This is a genomic window from Cytobacillus sp. FSL H8-0458 (genome assembly GCF_038002165.1).
Classification (GTDB): domain Bacteria; phylum Bacillota; class Bacilli; order Bacillales; family Cytobacillaceae; genus Cytobacillus.
On sequence record NZ_JBBOBR010000002.1, the window covers coordinates 193,600 to 209,443 of the forward strand.

General features: G+C 42.8%; 14 protein-coding genes and 1 tRNA gene. 1 reads left to right on the forward strand and 14 read right to left on the reverse strand.

Going from position 1 to position 15,844, the window contains the following annotated elements; genetic code table 11:
• Window positions 1–313 precede the first annotated feature (313 nt).
• Window positions 314–385, reverse strand: a tRNA-Arg gene (locus NYE23_RS22325).
• Between the two features lie 306 nt (window positions 386–691).
• Between NYE23_RS22325 and clpP the strand changes: the two genes are divergently transcribed.
• A complete protein-coding gene (gene clpP, locus NYE23_RS22330) occupies window positions 692–1,297 on the forward strand; it encodes an ATP-dependent Clp endopeptidase proteolytic subunit ClpP (RefSeq protein ID WP_341081228.1) in 606 nt (201 codons plus the stop codon).
• A gap of 42 nt (window positions 1,298–1,339) precedes the next feature.
• On the opposite strand, the gene NYE23_RS22335 is transcribed toward clpP, so the two are convergent.
• From NYE23_RS22335 to NYE23_RS22395, 13 genes are all read right to left on the reverse strand, one after another.
• On the reverse strand, window positions 1,340–1,597 hold the full coding sequence (locus NYE23_RS22335; protein ID WP_009331822.1) for an HPr family phosphocarrier protein: 258 nt from the start codon (window positions 1,595–1,597) through the stop codon (window positions 1,340–1,342).
• A gap of 40 nt (window positions 1,598–1,637) precedes the next feature.
• Complete coding sequence (whiA, locus tag NYE23_RS22340) at window positions 1,638–2,576, reverse strand: DNA-binding protein WhiA (RefSeq protein WP_341081230.1); 939 nt, start codon at window positions 2,574–2,576, stop codon at window positions 1,638–1,640.
• Window positions 2,577–2,695: 119 nt separating this feature from the next.
• Complete coding sequence (locus tag NYE23_RS22345) at window positions 2,696–3,673, reverse strand: gluconeogenesis factor YvcK family protein (protein ID WP_341081233.1); 978 nt, start codon at window positions 3,671–3,673, stop codon at window positions 2,696–2,698.
• Window positions 3,670–4,563 (reverse strand): RNase adapter RapZ, encoded by an 894-nt coding sequence (rapZ, locus tag NYE23_RS22350; protein ID WP_341081235.1) that lies wholly within the window; start codon window positions 4,561–4,563, stop codon window positions 3,670–3,672. The genes NYE23_RS22345 and rapZ overlap by 4 nt, the downstream gene beginning before the upstream one ends.
• Window positions 4,564–4,590: 27 nt before the next feature.
• Window positions 4,591–5,049 carry an 8-oxo-dGTP diphosphatase gene (locus NYE23_RS22355; RefSeq protein WP_035329286.1) on the reverse strand — a complete coding sequence of 153 codons (459 nt, stop codon included), beginning with the start codon at window positions 5,047–5,049 and terminating at the stop codon, window positions 4,591–4,593.
• A gap of 348 nt (window positions 5,050–5,397) precedes the next feature.
• On the reverse strand, window positions 5,398–6,348 hold the full coding sequence (trxB, locus tag NYE23_RS22360; protein ID WP_341081239.1) for a thioredoxin-disulfide reductase: 951 nt from the start codon (window positions 6,346–6,348) through the stop codon (window positions 5,398–5,400).
• Window positions 6,349–6,475: 127 nt separating this feature from the next.
• Window positions 6,476–7,975 (reverse strand): tetratricopeptide repeat protein, encoded by a 1,500-nt coding sequence (locus NYE23_RS22365; protein ID WP_341081241.1) that lies wholly within the window; start codon window positions 7,973–7,975, stop codon window positions 6,476–6,478.
• Window positions 7,976–8,437: 462 nt separating this feature from the next.
• Window positions 8,438–9,901, reverse strand: a complete 1,464-nt coding sequence (locus NYE23_RS22370) for an alanine/glycine:cation symporter family protein (protein WP_341081244.1) — start codon at window positions 9,899–9,901, stop codon at window positions 8,438–8,440.
• 142 nt (window positions 9,902–10,043) lie between these two features.
• Entirely contained in the window at window positions 10,044–11,546 is a 1,503-nt protein-coding gene (locus NYE23_RS22375) for an aldehyde dehydrogenase family protein (RefSeq protein ID WP_341081246.1), read from the reverse strand.
• 20 nt (window positions 11,547–11,566) lie between these two features.
• A complete protein-coding gene (gene dapA, locus NYE23_RS22380) occupies window positions 11,567–12,460 on the reverse strand; it encodes a 4-hydroxy-tetrahydrodipicolinate synthase (protein WP_341081248.1) in 894 nt (297 codons plus the stop codon).
• Window positions 12,461–12,491: 31 nt separating this feature from the next.
• Window positions 12,492–13,445 (reverse strand): proline racemase family protein, encoded by a 954-nt coding sequence (locus NYE23_RS22385; RefSeq protein WP_341081250.1) that lies wholly within the window; start codon window positions 13,443–13,445, stop codon window positions 12,492–12,494.
• Window positions 13,442–14,479, reverse strand: coding sequence for a proline racemase family protein (locus NYE23_RS22390; RefSeq protein WP_341081253.1), 1,038 nt, complete (start codon window positions 14,477–14,479; stop codon window positions 13,442–13,444). Before NYE23_RS22390 ends, NYE23_RS22385 begins: the two co-directional genes overlap by 4 nt.
• A complete protein-coding gene (locus NYE23_RS22395; protein ID WP_076258971.1) occupies window positions 14,479–15,705 on the reverse strand; it encodes an NAD(P)/FAD-dependent oxidoreductase in 1,227 nt (408 codons plus the stop codon). The genes NYE23_RS22390 and NYE23_RS22395 overlap by 1 nt, the downstream gene beginning before the upstream one ends.
• Window positions 15,706–15,844: the final 139 nt, after the last annotated feature.

Sequence of the window (15,844 nt, forward strand, 5' to 3'; positions counted from 1 at the left end):
AATGTTGTATGGAAATATCCTGGCAATCGCCAATCGCACCGGCATTCTTTCTGAATACTTCACAATATGCATGGCAGAGGGAAGAATATTCATTTTTCATGGTGAAACCTGCGGATTTACTAGGATTTTTTTAACTTCAGGCTTAAATTTAGGAAGTTTTTCAGATTTTATTTGCGAACAGAGGAATTTTATTTGCGGATAAGGCCCATTTACTTTCGGATAAATTTTTTTATGTACGTATAGGCTGGATTTATTTGCGGATAGCATAAAAAGTAAAAACTCCCTGTCCATATCAGACAAGGAGTTTTGGCAGCGCCCTCGGCAGGAATCGAACCCACATCTTAAGAACCGGAATCTCACGTGCTATCCGTTGCACCACGAGGGCATAGATCAAATTAATTAGCTGACCAAGCGCTCAGCCGCTACGATAACTAATTATATGCTATGTTTATTCACTTTGCAAGCCTCCTTTTAGTTTTAAAAATCGAAACAATGGGTATCATGGAATGAGATAGCTCAGCATAGAAAAAAGTGTCGAACGAATCAGGGGCTATTTCCATGCGATTCGTTTGACCTTAATTGACCATCAGTGTATCATGATAATACATAGGAGTTAAAAAATTTTCTTTACTTGGAAGAACATGCTTGTTCATCATGTATGTTGACCTTATCTTGAAGGAGGAATTGGAAAATGAACTTAATCCCTACAGTTATTGAACAAACAAATCGCGGGGAGCGCGCTTATGATATTTATTCCCGCCTTTTAAAAGACCGCATCATTATGCTCGGAAGCGCAATTGATGATAATGTGGCAAACTCCATTGTTGCCCAGCTGTTATTCCTTGAAGCAGAAAACCCTGAAAAGGACATTTCCATTTACATTAATAGCCCGGGCGGAAGCATTACAGCTGGTATGGCTATTTATGATACGATGCAATTCATCAAGCCAAAGGTGCAAACCATTTGTATCGGTATGGCTGCATCCATGGGTGCATTCCTTCTTGCAGCAGGTGAAAAAGGAAAGCGTTTTGCTCTTCCAAACGCTGAGGTTATGATTCACCAGCCACTTGGCGGTGCACAGGGACAGGCGACTGAAATTGAAATCGCTGCAAAGCGCATTCTTTTCCTACGCGAAAAATTAAACACGATCCTTTCAGAGCGTACTGGACAGCCGCTTGAAGTGATTGCAAAAGACACAGACCGCGATAACTTTATGACAGCTGAACGAGCTCTTGAATACGGTTTGGTTGACCAAATTATTTCCAGAAACTCTCTAGATGAGAAGAAGGATAATTAAAAGACATAAAAAACAACTCGCATCTTCCCGATGCGAGTTGTTTTAGTTTTCCTTCTGAATATAATTTGCCAGCGCTTCGAGAGCTTCGTTTTCGTCGTTCCCCTCAGCCTTCAGGGTAATGACTGATCCTGAGCTTACGGCCAGGCTCATTAGCCCCATAATGCTTTTCGCATTTACCTTCTTTCCATCCTTCTCCAGGAAAATATCCGATGAGAACCGATTGGCCTCTTGTACAAACAATGCTGCCGGACGGGCCTGCAATCCTGTCTTCAGCTTAACTTCTACCTGTTTTTCTGCCATTGTATATCTCCTCCCTGCTGATGCCTCTGTCAGCGAGCATCTATGGTGCTCCTGCTCTGAGTTTCTCAGCGATTTCATCTATTTTTCTTAATCGGTGATTAATGCCTGATTTGCTGATATTTCCGCCTGAGACCATTTCCCCAAGCTCCTTTAAGGTGACATCCTGGTATGCTACACGCAATTCAGCTATTTCCCTCAGTTTGTCAGGCAGAACCTGAAGCCCGACAGTCTGGTCAATAAACCGGATATTCTCCACTTGACGCAAGGCCGCCCCGATTGTTTTGTTTAAGTTCGCTGTTTCACAATTCACGAGTCTATTGACCGAGTTTCTCATATCACGAACAATCCGGATGTCTTCAAATCGGAGCAGGGATGCATGTGCCCCGATAATATTCAGGAACTCCGTTATTTTTTCGGCTTCCTTTAAGTACGTGATATAGCCTTTTTTCCGTTCAAGCGTTTTGCTGTTCAGCCCGAACGTATTCATCAGTTCACAAAGGGAGTCGTTATGCTCCTTGTAAAGTGAAGCGATCTCGAGATGATAGGAAGAGGTTTCCGGATTATTAACCGATCCCCCGGCAAGGAATGCACCGCGCAGATAAGAACGCTTACAGCATTTCTTTTTTATGAGCTCTTTGGAGATATCGTGTGTAAATACGAATCCCTCACTTAAAATTTTCAGGTCATCAAGAATCATGCTGGCCTGTTCCGACAGCCTGACAATATATACATTGTTCTTCTTCAGCCGCATTTTTTTCCGGACCAGCAGCTCGACCTGAACGCTGTAATTCCTTTTAATCAGTGTGTAAATCCTTCTTGCAATGGCTGCATTCTCCGTCTGAATATCTACGATCAATTTCCGGCTGGAAAAAGAAAGTGAACCATTCATCCGGATCAAGGCGGACAATTCCGCTTTGCCGCAGCAGTCTTTTAATTCCAGGTTCGTCAATTCTTTTTTCGTTTCCGAAGCGAAAGACATCCCTTCACCCCCTATCCGTAAAAGTGCTAAGCCAGAGACATATAAAAAGATATTCTTCGCTGAGCAAACGTATGCACAGTTTATTTTTTTACTGTCAAAAGCCCTTTTACATCTTTATATTACGCGTTAAAACGCCTATTGGTTTCATGTAAAATTAAATTATAAAGCATTTGGGCAACTTCTTTTGTATCATGGCGAATGATCCCGCCTTCGTGGCTGACAATTTCACCGTGCATAATATCAAGGCCCAATTCCGCAAGAGCACCTGTATCATACACAACAGGCCTTGCCATTTCCTCGCTGTACCGCTCCTGAATATGGGCAGGGATTTCTTCATTATTTACCAGGATGGTATTGATAAAAGCACAGCTCATATGATCATACAGTGCTTTTACATGATCGCTTGCTGTATAATCGAGCGTCTCGCCTGCCTGTGTCATTAAATTGCATATATACACCTTTTTGGCTTTCGAATGACAGACTTCCCTTCCCAGCTTAGGAACAAGCAGATTCGGAAGAATACTGGTATATAAACTTCCAGGTCCAATAATGATCATATCAGCCTGTCTGATTGCCTGCAGTGATTCAGGCAGGGCTTTAATATTTTTAGGAGTTAAAAACACCCGCTTAATTTTTTTGCCGGAATAAGGAATCTTTGATTCTCCCGATACGATGGTCCCGTCTTCCATTTCAGCATGAAGGACCACACTCTGGTTTGCAGCCGGCAGCACCTTTCCCCTTACATTCAACACCTTGCTCATTTCCTGAATCGCATGAACAAAGTTTCCTGTAATCGAGGTCATTGCCGCGAGAATTAAATTGCCAAGCGAGTGCCCGGACAATTCATTTGATGTCGCAAAGCGGTGCTGGAACATCTCCTCAATGAGCGGCTCTACGTCTGAAAGAGCAGCCAGCACATTGCGGATGTCTCCGGGCGGCGGGATATGAAGGTCATTGCGCAATCTTCCTGAGCTGCCGCCATCATCGGCTACTGTCACAATGGCAGTAATATCAACTGGGTACTGCTTCAGTCCCCTTAAGAGGACAGGCAGCCCCGTTCCTCCGCCGATGATGACGATTCTTGGCTGTCGGTTCATTTGATGTTTTCCTTTCTCCTGTCGATGTCACGGTGGGTAATTGCCGTATTGTAATCCTTGCTGAAGTAGTCTGCAATATATTCCGTCAGCGCTACCGAACGGTGCTGGCCTCCCGTACATCCAATTGCCACCACCAATTGAGCCTTCCCTTCCCGCTTATAATGCGGAAGCATAAAGCTCAGCAGCTCCGTAACCTTCTCAAGAAATTTACTGGTTTCAGTCCATTTCAGCACATAGCCTGATACCTCTTCATCTAATCCTGTCTTCGGCCTCATATGCTCAATATAATGGGGATTCGGAAGGAACCGGACATCGAAAACCAGGTCGGCATCAATGGGAATGCCATGCTTAAAGCCAAAAGACATGACGTTAACCGTAAATATGGTTTTTTTATTCAATGAGAATTCCGTAAGAATTTTCTCGCGCAATTCCCTCGGTTTCATTTGTGACGTATTATAAATCAGCCGGGCCCTGCCTTTTAGTTCCTCGAGCAGCTCCCGCTCAAGCTTGATGCCTTCAAGAGGCAATCCTGATGGTGCAAGGGGATGGAATCGTCTTGTTTCTTTATATCTTCTGACGAGTGTCGAATCATCCGCATCAAGATATAAAATCTGCGGAGAGACCCAGGATGTCTCCGACAATTCATCGAGCGCTTTAAACAGGTGATCAAAAAACTCTCGGCCGCGCAAATCCATCACCAATGCCACCTTATTCATCTTATTCCCGGATTCCTTCATAAGTTCAAGGAATTTAGGAAGCAGCGTCGGCGGCAAATTGTCTACACAGAAGAAGCCAAGATCTTCAAAGCTTTGGATAGCTACTGTTTTCCCTGCCCCTGACATACCCGTAATAATCACCATTTGAGTATCATTAACTGCACCCGTACTCATTTTTATTTCCCCCTGTATCTGTCAAATTCAGCTTGGATCCAGCCTGTAACTAAGCAATTCAAAATCCGGCGTATACGTAAATGTTCCATAAATCATTCCCTGGCCATGAATCATATACTCCAAAATATGCGAATCACCGGCAGCCATCGGCAAATTCTTTATCTCTGAAAACGGATGCCAGCGAAGCTTGCCTTCCTCTGATTCATCCAGGTTCAGCCCATCAGAAGCTGTAGCCAGAAAAGTAAACATCATCCACTCCTGTACAACCTTTTCGCCATCCTTCATGATGAACGTAAAAATGCCCTTAATATTCGGATTGCGCAGATAGATGCCTGTTTCCTCTCTGAACTCACGGATGCAGGAGTCCCTCACTGATTCACCCGGCTCCATCTTTCCGCCCGGGGCCACCCACCAGCCTCTTCTAGGCTTTTGTAAAAGCAATACTTTATCGTCTTTCAGTAACACACAGTTCGTGACTCGCTGCAACACATTTCACCTCTAATTTCCAAAATCATACCGCTGCCGCCTTTTTCGTGTAATCGCTTTAAAGTAAAGGCTGGCTAACGTACTTTTCTTATTCATTTCATTATACTATTTTTGTCTTAGAGCCACAATGAATACAGATTTCTAAAAAACTTCTTCAAAACATACTGTATTTACGCAAAAAAAGAGCACAGGCATGGGCCTGTGCTTTAAAAAGGATTATATCTTTAAAAGGGGGTCAATTTCTATTCCTATACTACCCGAATTTTATTTCATCAAGGTTACAGAAGAATTAAAACCACATGACTTTTTGTAAATCTTTTCAACCGGTGGCTTTTTTTTCTAATAAAATTAATTCTTCGCTTTCAGGCTTTCCATTAATTCTTCCACATAGTGCTGGGCGCTTTGGGCAGCGATGCTCCCATCACCTGTAGCTGTAACTATTTGACGAAGAGATTTTTCGCGGATATCTCCTGCTGCAAAAATGCCTTCCACCTTTGTTTCCATTCTTTCGTTTGTTTCGATGTAGCCATTGCTGTTCGTGATGCCAAGGCTTTCAAATGGCTTTGAAAGTGGAACCATGCCGATATAGATGAATACACCATCTGCCTTGAATTCTCTTTCTTCGCCAGTTTCAGCAGAAACAAGCGTCACACTGCCTACCTTGCCGTCCTTATCATTGACTTCCTTCACTGTCGTGTTCCAGATAAAGTCGATTTTGTCATTGTCGAACGCACGCTGCTGCAGAATCGCCTGCGCACGAAGCTGATCCCGTCTATGAACGATTGTCACTTTAGAGGCGAAACGCGTCAAATATACGCCTTCCTCAACAGCAGAGTCACCGCCGCCGACAACCACAAGCTCTTTGCCTTTAAAGAATGCTCCATCACAGACTGCACAATAGGAGACACCGCGTCCGCCAAGCTCTTTTTCACCAGGAATGCCAAGCTTTTTGTACTCGGCACCAGTAGAAATAATGACTGAGCGTGTTTTATATTGTTTTGATCCGGCAACAACCGTTTTATATTCTTCGCCATCAATGATTTCTTTAATATCTCCATATGCATATTCAGCGCCAAATTTCTTTGCATGGTCGAACATTTTGGTGGATAAATCCGGCCCTAAAATATGGTCAAAACCAGGATAGTTTTCCACTTCTTCTGTATTGGCCATTTGTCCGCCCGGAACACCGCGCTCAATCATTAAAGTAGATAAATTTGCACGAGAAGTATATACAGCAGCAGTCATCCCTGCCGGTCCTGCACCAGCAATAATGACATCATAAATTTTTTCTTCAGTCACAGCGATCCACTCCTTCAGTAATCAGAAATCCAGTAATTAATAAAACGCTTTATAAGTACGCATATTATAGTATGACCTTCTTACTGTTATCCTATAAAATTGGCACGTCTTTCGTCCAAATATCTGCTCACTGAAGGCGGTCGTTCACCGATTTTACATATTTGCCCATCGTCGAAGCAGAAATGCCGTATCTTCCTGCAATCTTTGACTGGGAAACCTTTTCGTTCCGAAGCTTATGCCAGACATACTCAATGGCTGCAGCCCAGGCATTTTTGTTTTTAATATTCTGCCGGTTATTTGTCAATTCTGCAAAAATAGTAAACCACATTAAATAAAGTCCGGCTTCCACCGTGCCGATCGGGTGGAAGTTTTCATAAAACAGCTGGGCTGTTTCGTGCGCAGCCTGAACCTGGGCAGGCGCTTCCTGCTCAGTTTTAACGTAAGAAAGATAATCCTTCTCCATAGCTGAAAACTTATTGTTTCGTACAATTGCTTCAGAGATGAGTATTTCATCCCTTCTGCTGGATACGGATGTTAGGAAGAGGCCGAATAACCGCTCTTCAATATAGTCGCTTTCCAGCTTTTTCAATATGGAAGAGTAATGGTCTTCAAAGCCGCTGCTGGTTACTTTTTCATCGTTCCATGGCTCGAAGCCTTCTTTTTCCGGATTGATTTCAATTGCCTTCTTCCATGCTGATTTCGCCAGCTCTTCACGCCCTGTGAAATAGGCGGAATAGGATAGCCAGTAATAAAATGGTCCATCCCCTTCAAAGCCTTTCTTCTGAAGCTTGCGAAGCCATGCAAAGGAAGCCTCATACTCGCCGGTCAGAGCGAAAGTGGCACCCAGCTTGAATTGGTGTTCAACTGAAAGCGGCTTAATTTTTTTCAGGGCCTCTTTTAACAGGCGCACCTGCCGGAAATCCCGCTCGTAAAAAGCAAAAACCAGCTTGTTGCAAAGCGCATGGAGATTGCCCGGATTTTCTTCCAGTACCTTCTCTAAAATATCTGACGCCTTTTGCACTTCTCCCAGGTAAAAATACGCCAGGGCCAAATTATTGTATGCGGACCAATACTCCGGATACTCATCAATTACAGAGTTCAGAATCTCAACCGCTTTTGGAAAATGGCCGGACTCCAGCAATTCCCGTGCATGTTCCTGCTTCGTAATCAAATCATCCTGCTCGTACAGCTCGTCATCCAAATCATCCGCTTCAAGCGTAAGAAGCTCCAGCAGATCCTCTGTATCTTCCGTAAACTCTCCGTCCCGATCCAAATCCAGATACGTATTGGCATGCGTGTAAGCATCTTTGAAAAGGCCCATATGAGCATAGTTGTTGGCAAGGAAATAATGGCATTCCGACATATCCTCATCAAGCTCTTCCAATATCATATGGAGCAGCTGATTCGATTCCTGATACTCACCCATTTCTGAATGAACAATCGCAAGCTGGCAGACAATCATCGGTTCACCCGGCTCAAGCTGCATAGCCCGCATTAAATATTTCTTCGCTTTATGAAAATCCCTGCGGTGGTACGCCTTAATCCCTTTGGAAAAATAGTACTCACCATTCGGGATAAATGACAGTAACTTTCCCTTTTGGTGTCTAGCTTTAGAGTCTTTACTCATGAAATCCTCCATAAATGTTAGTAACTAAAGTAGTATATCACACGAACCAGCCTATGGAGAAGGGAAGAAATGACAATACTATTTCCAAGCTGAATTTTTTATTGGAAATCTTATCACGGTTATGTTTTAAAGGGTTATTGCGTTGATTTAGCGGTAATGGTGTTTAATTCGGAGATTAAGCGGCAATTTGGCTGAGGAAATCTAATAATCGTCTGGATATAATGAGGAGACCTCTTTTTATTTATAAGAGTTTAAGCTATCAAGCTTTTCTGAGTACCTTTTTATGCCCCATCTTTAAGTGAGGATTGGGGATCCAGCTGCTGAAATAAACATGGTGACAGCCTGGAGGACTGGCGGTTCCCAACTTGGGCTCCAGCAGTTAGCAGTGAGGCTGCCACCACGTGCAATAAGAATTTTAGAATTGAAAATGGAATGTGTTCTCTGTTTCCGGCTGTATTTCTCTTATATTGCCTTCTTGCCTTTTGAATTCCTTTCTTTCGCTTTCTCCTCCCAGAAATCCGCACCTTTAATGCCAAGTTTAACAGGATCGAAGACTGGTTCAATGCCTGCTTTCCTTTGTTCTTCATAATCTTTAAATACTTTTAAGGCAGTTTTAGTCAGGAATAGAATAGCGACTAAGTTTAGCCAGGCCATACTTCCGAATCCAAAATCTCCGAGCGCCCATAATAGGGATGCATTTTCGACACTTCCCAAGTAGATCATTCCTAAGAAAACAATCATCAAGCCTGCTTTAAGCCCTTTTAGCTTTCTCTTTCTGCCAAGGTAAACAAGGGTTGTTTCAGAAATATAGTAGTAAGCCATCAGAGTTGTAAAGGCAAAGAAGAAGATAGCAATTGCAACAAACAAACCGCCAAATCCAGGGATAACGCTCTCAACGGCCGCCTGTGTCCACATTGGTCCAGCTTCTACACCCTGGATATTTTCAACAATTGGCTGCTTTCCTTCTGGTGTGACGCTGTACATACCGGTAATTAAAATCATAAGTGCAGTAGCTGTACAAACAATGATGGTATCAATATAAACAGAGAACGCTTGAACAAGACCTTGTTTTGCCGGATGGGATACATCTGCTGCGGCTGAACTATAAGTTCCTTCCCCTACACCAGCAACGTTAGAGAATACAGCTCTCTTAACGCCCCATGCAATCGCTGCACCGATAATACCCCCAAACATTTCGTTTGCACCAAATGCACTGGAAATAATCAGCCAAAGCATTGCTGGAATTTCTGCTGCATTTGCAAGCAAAAGAACGAAGGTGATAACGACATACCCTAAGGCCATAAAAGGGACCACTTTTTCCGCAACATTGGCAATTCGCTTAACGCCGCCAAAAATAATGATGCCAAGTAATACAACAAGAATGATTCCAGTAATGCTTTTATTGAGACCAATGGTATTTTCAAATCCAACAGCAATCGTATTGGCCTGAATACCTGGAACTAAAATTCCGTAGCAGAGGGTAACAACAATCGCCACAAACACTGCGAACCATTTCATATTTAAACCTTTTTCAATAAAATAAGGAGTTCCGCCCCGGTATTGATTACCATCTTTTACTTTATAGATCTGAGCAAGAGTGGATTCAATAAAGGCACTTGCTCCACCTAATAAAGCCATGATCCACATCCAGAAAACCGCTCCCGGACCGCCAAATGCAATCGCAGTAGCAACCCCAGCGATATTTCCAATACCGACACGGCCGGCTAAAGCCATTGAAAACGCCTGGAAAGAGGACACACCGGATTCCGGGTTACCCTTTTCAAAAAGAAGTTTAATCATTTCCTTAAAATATCTGAATTGCACAAAGCGTGTCATAATGGAAAAGAACAATCCAGCACCAAGCGCGAAAGCTACCAATCCAAGACTCCAAACCATCCCCGACGCTTTATTCACTAATTCCTCCATCTTATCCCACCTTTTAAACTTAAATAGATAGTTTCATCTCTTCAAATCTGTAATATTAGTAATATTCAGATAAATACAGGCGGAATGGGACAAAACGCTGTCCCACTCCCATCAATCAGTGCACAGTTTGTCCCATTGGTCCTTATAAAAACTCATCATGCTTGATGTTAACAAATACACTTTTCACTTCCGTATAGTTTTGCAGTCCATACTCTCCACCCATTTCACGGCCGATTCCTGATTGTTTGTAGCCGCCGAAAGGCATTGTTTCCCATTCAAGTCCAAAATCATTAATCCAGACTGTACCTGATTGCAGCTTGCTTGCAATGTAATGACCCTTTTTCATACTTTCTGTCCAGACACTTGCAGCTAAACCATAGTCACTATCGTTCGCCCGTTTAATGACCTCATCAATCGTATCAAAAACGAAAATGGACATGACCGGACCAAAGATTTCTTCACGTGCAATAACCATATGATCCTGTACGTCAGCAAAAATAGTTGGCTGTACAAAATATCCTTTTTCAAATCCTTTATTGCCGCCTGTCACGAGTCGCGCACCTTCTTCCTTCCCTTGTTCTATATAATTAAGAACAGTTTGATGCTGTTTCGCTGACACAAGCGGGCCCATATCCGTTTCGGGGTTCATTCCATCCCCCAGCTTCATTGCTTTCGCCCGTTCTGCTAAGGCTTTTACTACATGATCATATATGTTTCTCTGGACAAATACACGTGTACAGGCACTGCAGTTTTGCCCATGATTGTACATCGTTCCGTTAAATACCCCTTCAATTGCTTCCTCAAGATTAGCATCTTCTAAAACAATGGCTGGCGATTTTCCGCCAAGCTCCAGCGTAACACCTTTAATTTGATCTGCAGCTTTTTTCATTACTTCTTTTCCGACAGCCGTTGAGCCTGTGAACGCTATTTTATCGACATCTTTATGTGCAGTAATCGCTTCTCCCGCAATCCTGCCCGTTCCCGGCACAATATTCACAACACCATCCGGAAACCCTGCTTCTTTGAATAGCTTTCCTGCATAGAGAAGAGATAATGGTGTCTCAGTTGCCGGTTTAATCACAACCGTACAGCCGACTGCAAGTGCAGATCCGAGCTTCCAGGCAGCCATGGCGAGCGGGAAGTTCCATGGAATAATTTGGCCTACAACCCCAACCGGTTCGTGTACCGTATAGGTTACATAATTCTTTGAAACCTGAGTTGTCTTACCAAATATTTTTGTGGCCCAGCCTGCGTAATATCTAAAATGCTGGATTGTCCCGTCAACATCATCTGCCAAAGCAACCCTGCAGGGCTTTCCGTTATCCAATGATTCCAGTTGAGCGAGTTCTTCCCGATTTTCTTCTAAGAGATCCGCAAATTTATAGATTAGATGAGAGCGTTCAGCGGCATCCATCTTTGTCCATTCGCCTTCATCGAATGCTTTTCTTGCAGCAGCTACCGCAGCGTTAATATCTTCCTCTTGCGCTTCACTTACTTCTGCAATGACCTCTTCGTTTGCAGGATTAATGACGGGAAACGTTTTACCACTAATCGCCGGTACATAGTTACCGTTAATGTATAATCCTTTCACACCTTCCAGGAATTCTTGAACTTTTGGTTTCAGATTGTAATTTGTCGCTTGCATGTTCTCACTCCTTCACTAATTTAGTTTTTTACTGTCTCTAAACTTGCAAGCAGGTCTTTTAGCTTTTGATCTTCCTCCGGTGATAGGCCTAAACGAGGGTACCGCGCAGGCCCGCCAGCCTGGCCAGTCAATTCCATGGCTCTCTTCACAATTTGTACATACTTTCCAGATCCTTCAAGGAACGCGCACAGTGGTAAAATACGATCATTGATGGACCAAGCTTCTTCAAACTCTCCTTTTTGGAAATGGTTATACATATCTGTAACCAGCTTTGGCACGATATTTCCTGCAACAGAAATCCACCCAGTTGCCCCAACTAAGTAAGACTCCATTACAAGCTCTTCAGCACCGCAGAATACTTCAAAGTCTCCTTTTCCTTTTCTTGCAAGATCTCTTACCTTGCCAATTTCACCGCTTGATTCCTTAATGTGAGTCACATTTTCACAATCCCTGCCAATCTGAAGCATTAAATCTGCGCTCATATTAACGCCAGAAGTAAATGGGTTGTTATAAAGCATGATTGGAAGATTGACACTACTAGATACTTCTTTGAAATGATGGTAGATTTCATTTTCCTTTGGCTTCATGTAATAAGGGTTAATGATTAGAGCACCATCCGCTCCGTGTACTTCAGCTTGCTTTATATACTCGATTGTTTCCCTTGTTGTTTCAGCGGCAGTACCCACAATAACAGGGATGCGGCCGCCTGCTTCCTTCATAACAGTTTCTACCATCTGGTATTTTTCTTCTCTTGACAGACTGACAAATTCACCAGTACTCCCATTGATGACGATACCTGCCACACCTTGATCGACAAAGTAATTGACATTATTCTTTACTCCGCCCCAATCAATTTCCTGTTCCTGTGTCATTGGTGTAATTAATACTGGATAAGCTCCTCTAATTGCAGTCATTTTAATTTTCCTCCCTATTTTTAATAGTTTCTTATTTTAATAAAAACCCTGCGAATAATGGATCTGCCGGGTCTAATACATATGTCTGCATACCCGTAATAAATCCCCGGGCTGAAAAACTAAACTCGTAACCTGCTGCAAATTGTGCTGAAAGCTCGGCTGTCAATTTGCCGTTGAAAATGCTTTCATTTTCAATTGGGCTATCAGAAGGTATATCCCCATTTTCTATTAAATAGCTGCAACAGGCAGCTAGAGTTCCAAATCCTGGAGAACGCACAATATAACAATCCGGACGGAAGGTTACCGTTTTGATTTTGCCTTCATTTTTTTGCGAGTGATCCATCAAGATCACTCTGCTGAAGGCATGTTTGCCTTCTAAGGCTTCAATCGCCTTTTGCCCCCATTGATTTATGACTGGAAGGTCCTCCATCTCAATCTCAAAAGGCAGCTCTGCTTTATCAAAAATCGCATAAAGATGATCGGCTTGGACTAGAGATACTTCTGTCCTTAAATCTAAATAAGACACTGGCACATTGGTTTGCACAACCTGGCATGGCTCGTTTTTTAATTTAACTAATTTCACTTCATCATCTTTCATAGTTGCAGCGACACTAATAACACCGCTGATTGTTTCAAGTCTGTATTCACCTGAAGACTTGGCCTTTAGTTGGCCACACTCTAACAATGCGGTTATGACAGCAGTGATTCCGCCATATTGCATCGGAACGGTTCCGTTATGGTCGAAAAAAACAACAGCGGCATCGGCTTCGCTTATAAAAGGCGGAACGACCAGACAACCCATCAGTCCAGCAAATCCGCGGGGCTCATTTAAAAGAAAATTAATTTCCTCCTCATAGGCAATCCGAAATTGCTCATTTAGCTCCTGTATACTTGTATAATGAATAAGTGGGCCATCCTTAATAATTCGATATGCCTCACCTGCTACGTGTACATCAGTTGCTGTGTAAGACTTTTGAATTTTCATTTCACATCCTCCATTTCATGTTCCATTGGGGGAATAAGTAAAAAGCCTTCTTTCAGCGGGTCTTCCTCGTTATAAAAGAACCGGTGCATTCCCATTAGCCAGGCTGAACCAGTGATTCTTGTAATAACAGCCTCTACACCCTGAACATCTGCTGTTTCAAGGATTTCTCCGCGGAATAAAGAGCCGACAATACTCTCATGTACAAATTCTTCATTAATACCTATCTCCTTTTTGGAATAGAGGACAGATAATTTAGCCGAAGTGCCTGTACCGCATGGTGAACGATCAATCCCGCCAGGAGGGACAACAACCGTATTTTTCACATCTGCTTCTTCATGGGTTGGCTCAGTGAAAAACTCAATATGGGTCAGACTGCGAATAAATGGATATTGCGGATGAACGACATCCGTTTTTTCGTTAATTGTATTTCTAATTTTGATAGCCTTTTCAATGATTTTTGAAGAATTCTCCGGTGTCAGTTCTAATCCAACAGATTGGGCATCAATGATTCCATAGAAGTTGCCTCCATAAGCAATATCTGCCTCAACGATTCCAATTCCCTCAACATCAACAGAGACACTCTTTAACAGGAAGGCCGGGACATTACAGAAGGAAACCTCTTTTGCTTTTCCGTTCTCTACCTTAATCTCTGCCTTAACAAGGCCGGCTGGTGTATCAATTTTTATCGCAGTTACTGGCTCTAGAACAGGTATTAGCCCCGCTTCAACCAATGCTGTACAAACACCGATTGTGTCATGTCCGCACATTGGCAAATATCCGCCGGTTTCGATATATATAACACCGATATCTGCTTCCGGATGACATGGATCTGTCAAGAGTACTCCTGACATGACGTCATGTCCTCTTGGTTCATTCATCAGGAGCTTGCGGATCCAGTCATATTCCTTTTGCATATGAAGCATTTTTTCGGACATTGTCGCTCCTTTTAGCTCTGGGAGTCCACTAATCAATGTCCTCGTGGGGTTTCCGCCCGTGTGTGTATCAATGGTTGTAAAAACTCGATTTGCTTTCATCAGGTACTCACCCTTTCCTTAAATCGAGAAAATCTCAGCGGCTCAATTGGGATGCAAGTTTCCTTTTCATTAAGCATTTCCTCTATTACTTTTCCAGTAACAGCGGCAAGGCTAATTCCGTCTCCCTCATGACCTGCTGCAATATAATAGTTTGGAATCCCCTCTACTTCTGACACAATTGGCAAGTGATCCTCCGTCCAGGGCCGCAAACCAGCATAGGAACGTATGACCATCATGTCAGCCATTTTCGGATAAAATCGAATGGCCCGATTGGCAATGCATTTAATAATTTCATTGTTGATCTTTGTATTAAACCCAACAAATTCCCGGCTGCTTCCAATCAGGAAGTTTTGACTTTCAGTTGGTTCAAAAACAAGGGCTACTCCGTATTTTTCAGTAATGGGGTCAACCTGGCGCCTGCCGCCAAATTTTGATATTAAGTAGCCAAATTCCATCACTTTTCTCGGTCCTACAAATTCCTGGCGTGATGCGACAATTATGTGGCCTTTTCTTGGTTTAATTGGAATAGACAAGTCCAGCATCTCTCCGATATATGGAGCCCATACACCTGCAGCATTAATAACATAGTTCGCGGTGAAAGTGCCATTAGATGTTTCAACGGTAAATGTACCGTCCGGCTCCCTTCTCATTCCAGTAACCTCAGTTTGTTTATGGGCCTTAGCGCCCATCTCCTTTGCCCCCTCAAGAAGGTTAAAGGCAAGAAGGTATGGATTAACAGTTGAATCTGTTGCACATTCTAAGCCGCCTAATAAATCATCAGCAAAATACTTTGAATCCTGGCGAATGTCCTGTCTGTCCAGCATCCTGAACGGCAAGCCGGCCTCCTTTTGCCGGTCAACCCACTTTTGTGCGGCTTCCATTTCTTCTTCTGTCTCACAGACAAGGATGCTTCCAGGTGCACGATATTCAAAAGGCTGCTTCAAATCTCTGCTTAATTCATCTACTAACTTCTGACTGACAAGTGACATTTGACTATCAAAGCCAGGATCTTTATCGATAGCTAAAATATTCCCGTCACAGCGGGATGACGTGCCACTGACAAATTCACCTTTTTCGATAACTGTTACATTTCTTCCTGATTTAGAAGTATAATAGGCAATTGCACAGCCTATGATTCCCCCGCCTATAACCAGAACGTCACAATGATTTCTCACAAAACCAACTTCCCTTCGTCTTGTTACATCATTTTTTAATGCAAATAACATGCCAACTTTTATAACCTTACTCAGAAATAAGAATCTTCTAATAATTATCCTTCTAGCCCAAACAGAGATTTTTTTGTTTTGTTCTTAATTGTCAAAAAATTTGATAAAATAGTGTATAAAATATTAAACAGTGTATAAG

Excerpts from the sequence above, each read along its gene's own strand:
- clpP (WP_341081228.1), top strand. The coding sequence starts at position 692 with ATGAACTTAATCCCTACAGTTATTGAACAAACAAATCGCGGGGAGCGC.
- NYE23_RS22335 (WP_009331822.1), bottom strand. The coding sequence starts at position 1,597 with ATGGCAGAAAAACAGGTAGAAGTTAAGCTGAAGACAGGATTGCAGGCC.
- whiA (WP_341081230.1), bottom strand. The coding sequence starts at position 2,576 with ATGTCTTTCGCTTCGGAAACGAAAAAAGAATTGACGAACCTGGAATTA.
- NYE23_RS22345 (WP_341081233.1), bottom strand. The coding sequence starts at position 3,673 with ATGAACCGACAGCCAAGAATCGTCATCATCGGCGGAGGAACGGGGCTG.
- rapZ (WP_341081235.1), bottom strand. The coding sequence starts at position 4,563 with ATGAGTACGGGTGCAGTTAATGATACTCAAATGGTGATTATTACGGGT.
- NYE23_RS22365 (WP_341081241.1), bottom strand. The coding sequence starts at position 7,975 with ATGAGTAAAGACTCTAAAGCTAGACACCAAAAGGGAAAGTTACTGTCA.
- NYE23_RS22370 (WP_341081244.1), bottom strand. The coding sequence starts at position 9,901 with ATGGAGGAATTAGTGAATAAAGCGTCGGGGATGGTTTGGAGTCTTGGA.
- NYE23_RS22375 (WP_341081246.1), bottom strand. The coding sequence starts at position 11,546 with ATGCAAGCGACAAATTACAATCTGAAACCAAAAGTTCAAGAATTCCTG.
- dapA (WP_341081248.1), bottom strand. The coding sequence starts at position 12,460 with ATGACTGCAATTAGAGGAGCTTATCCAGTATTAATTACACCAATGACA.
- NYE23_RS22385 (WP_341081250.1), bottom strand. The coding sequence starts at position 13,445 with ATGAAAATTCAAAAGTCTTACACAGCAACTGATGTACACGTAGCAGGT.
- NYE23_RS22390 (WP_341081253.1), bottom strand. The coding sequence starts at position 14,479 with ATGAAAGCAAATCGAGTTTTTACAACCATTGATACACACACGGGCGGA.
- NYE23_RS22395 (WP_076258971.1), bottom strand. The coding sequence starts at position 15,705 with ATGTTATTTGCATTAAAAAATGATGTAACAAGACGAAGGGAAGTTGGT.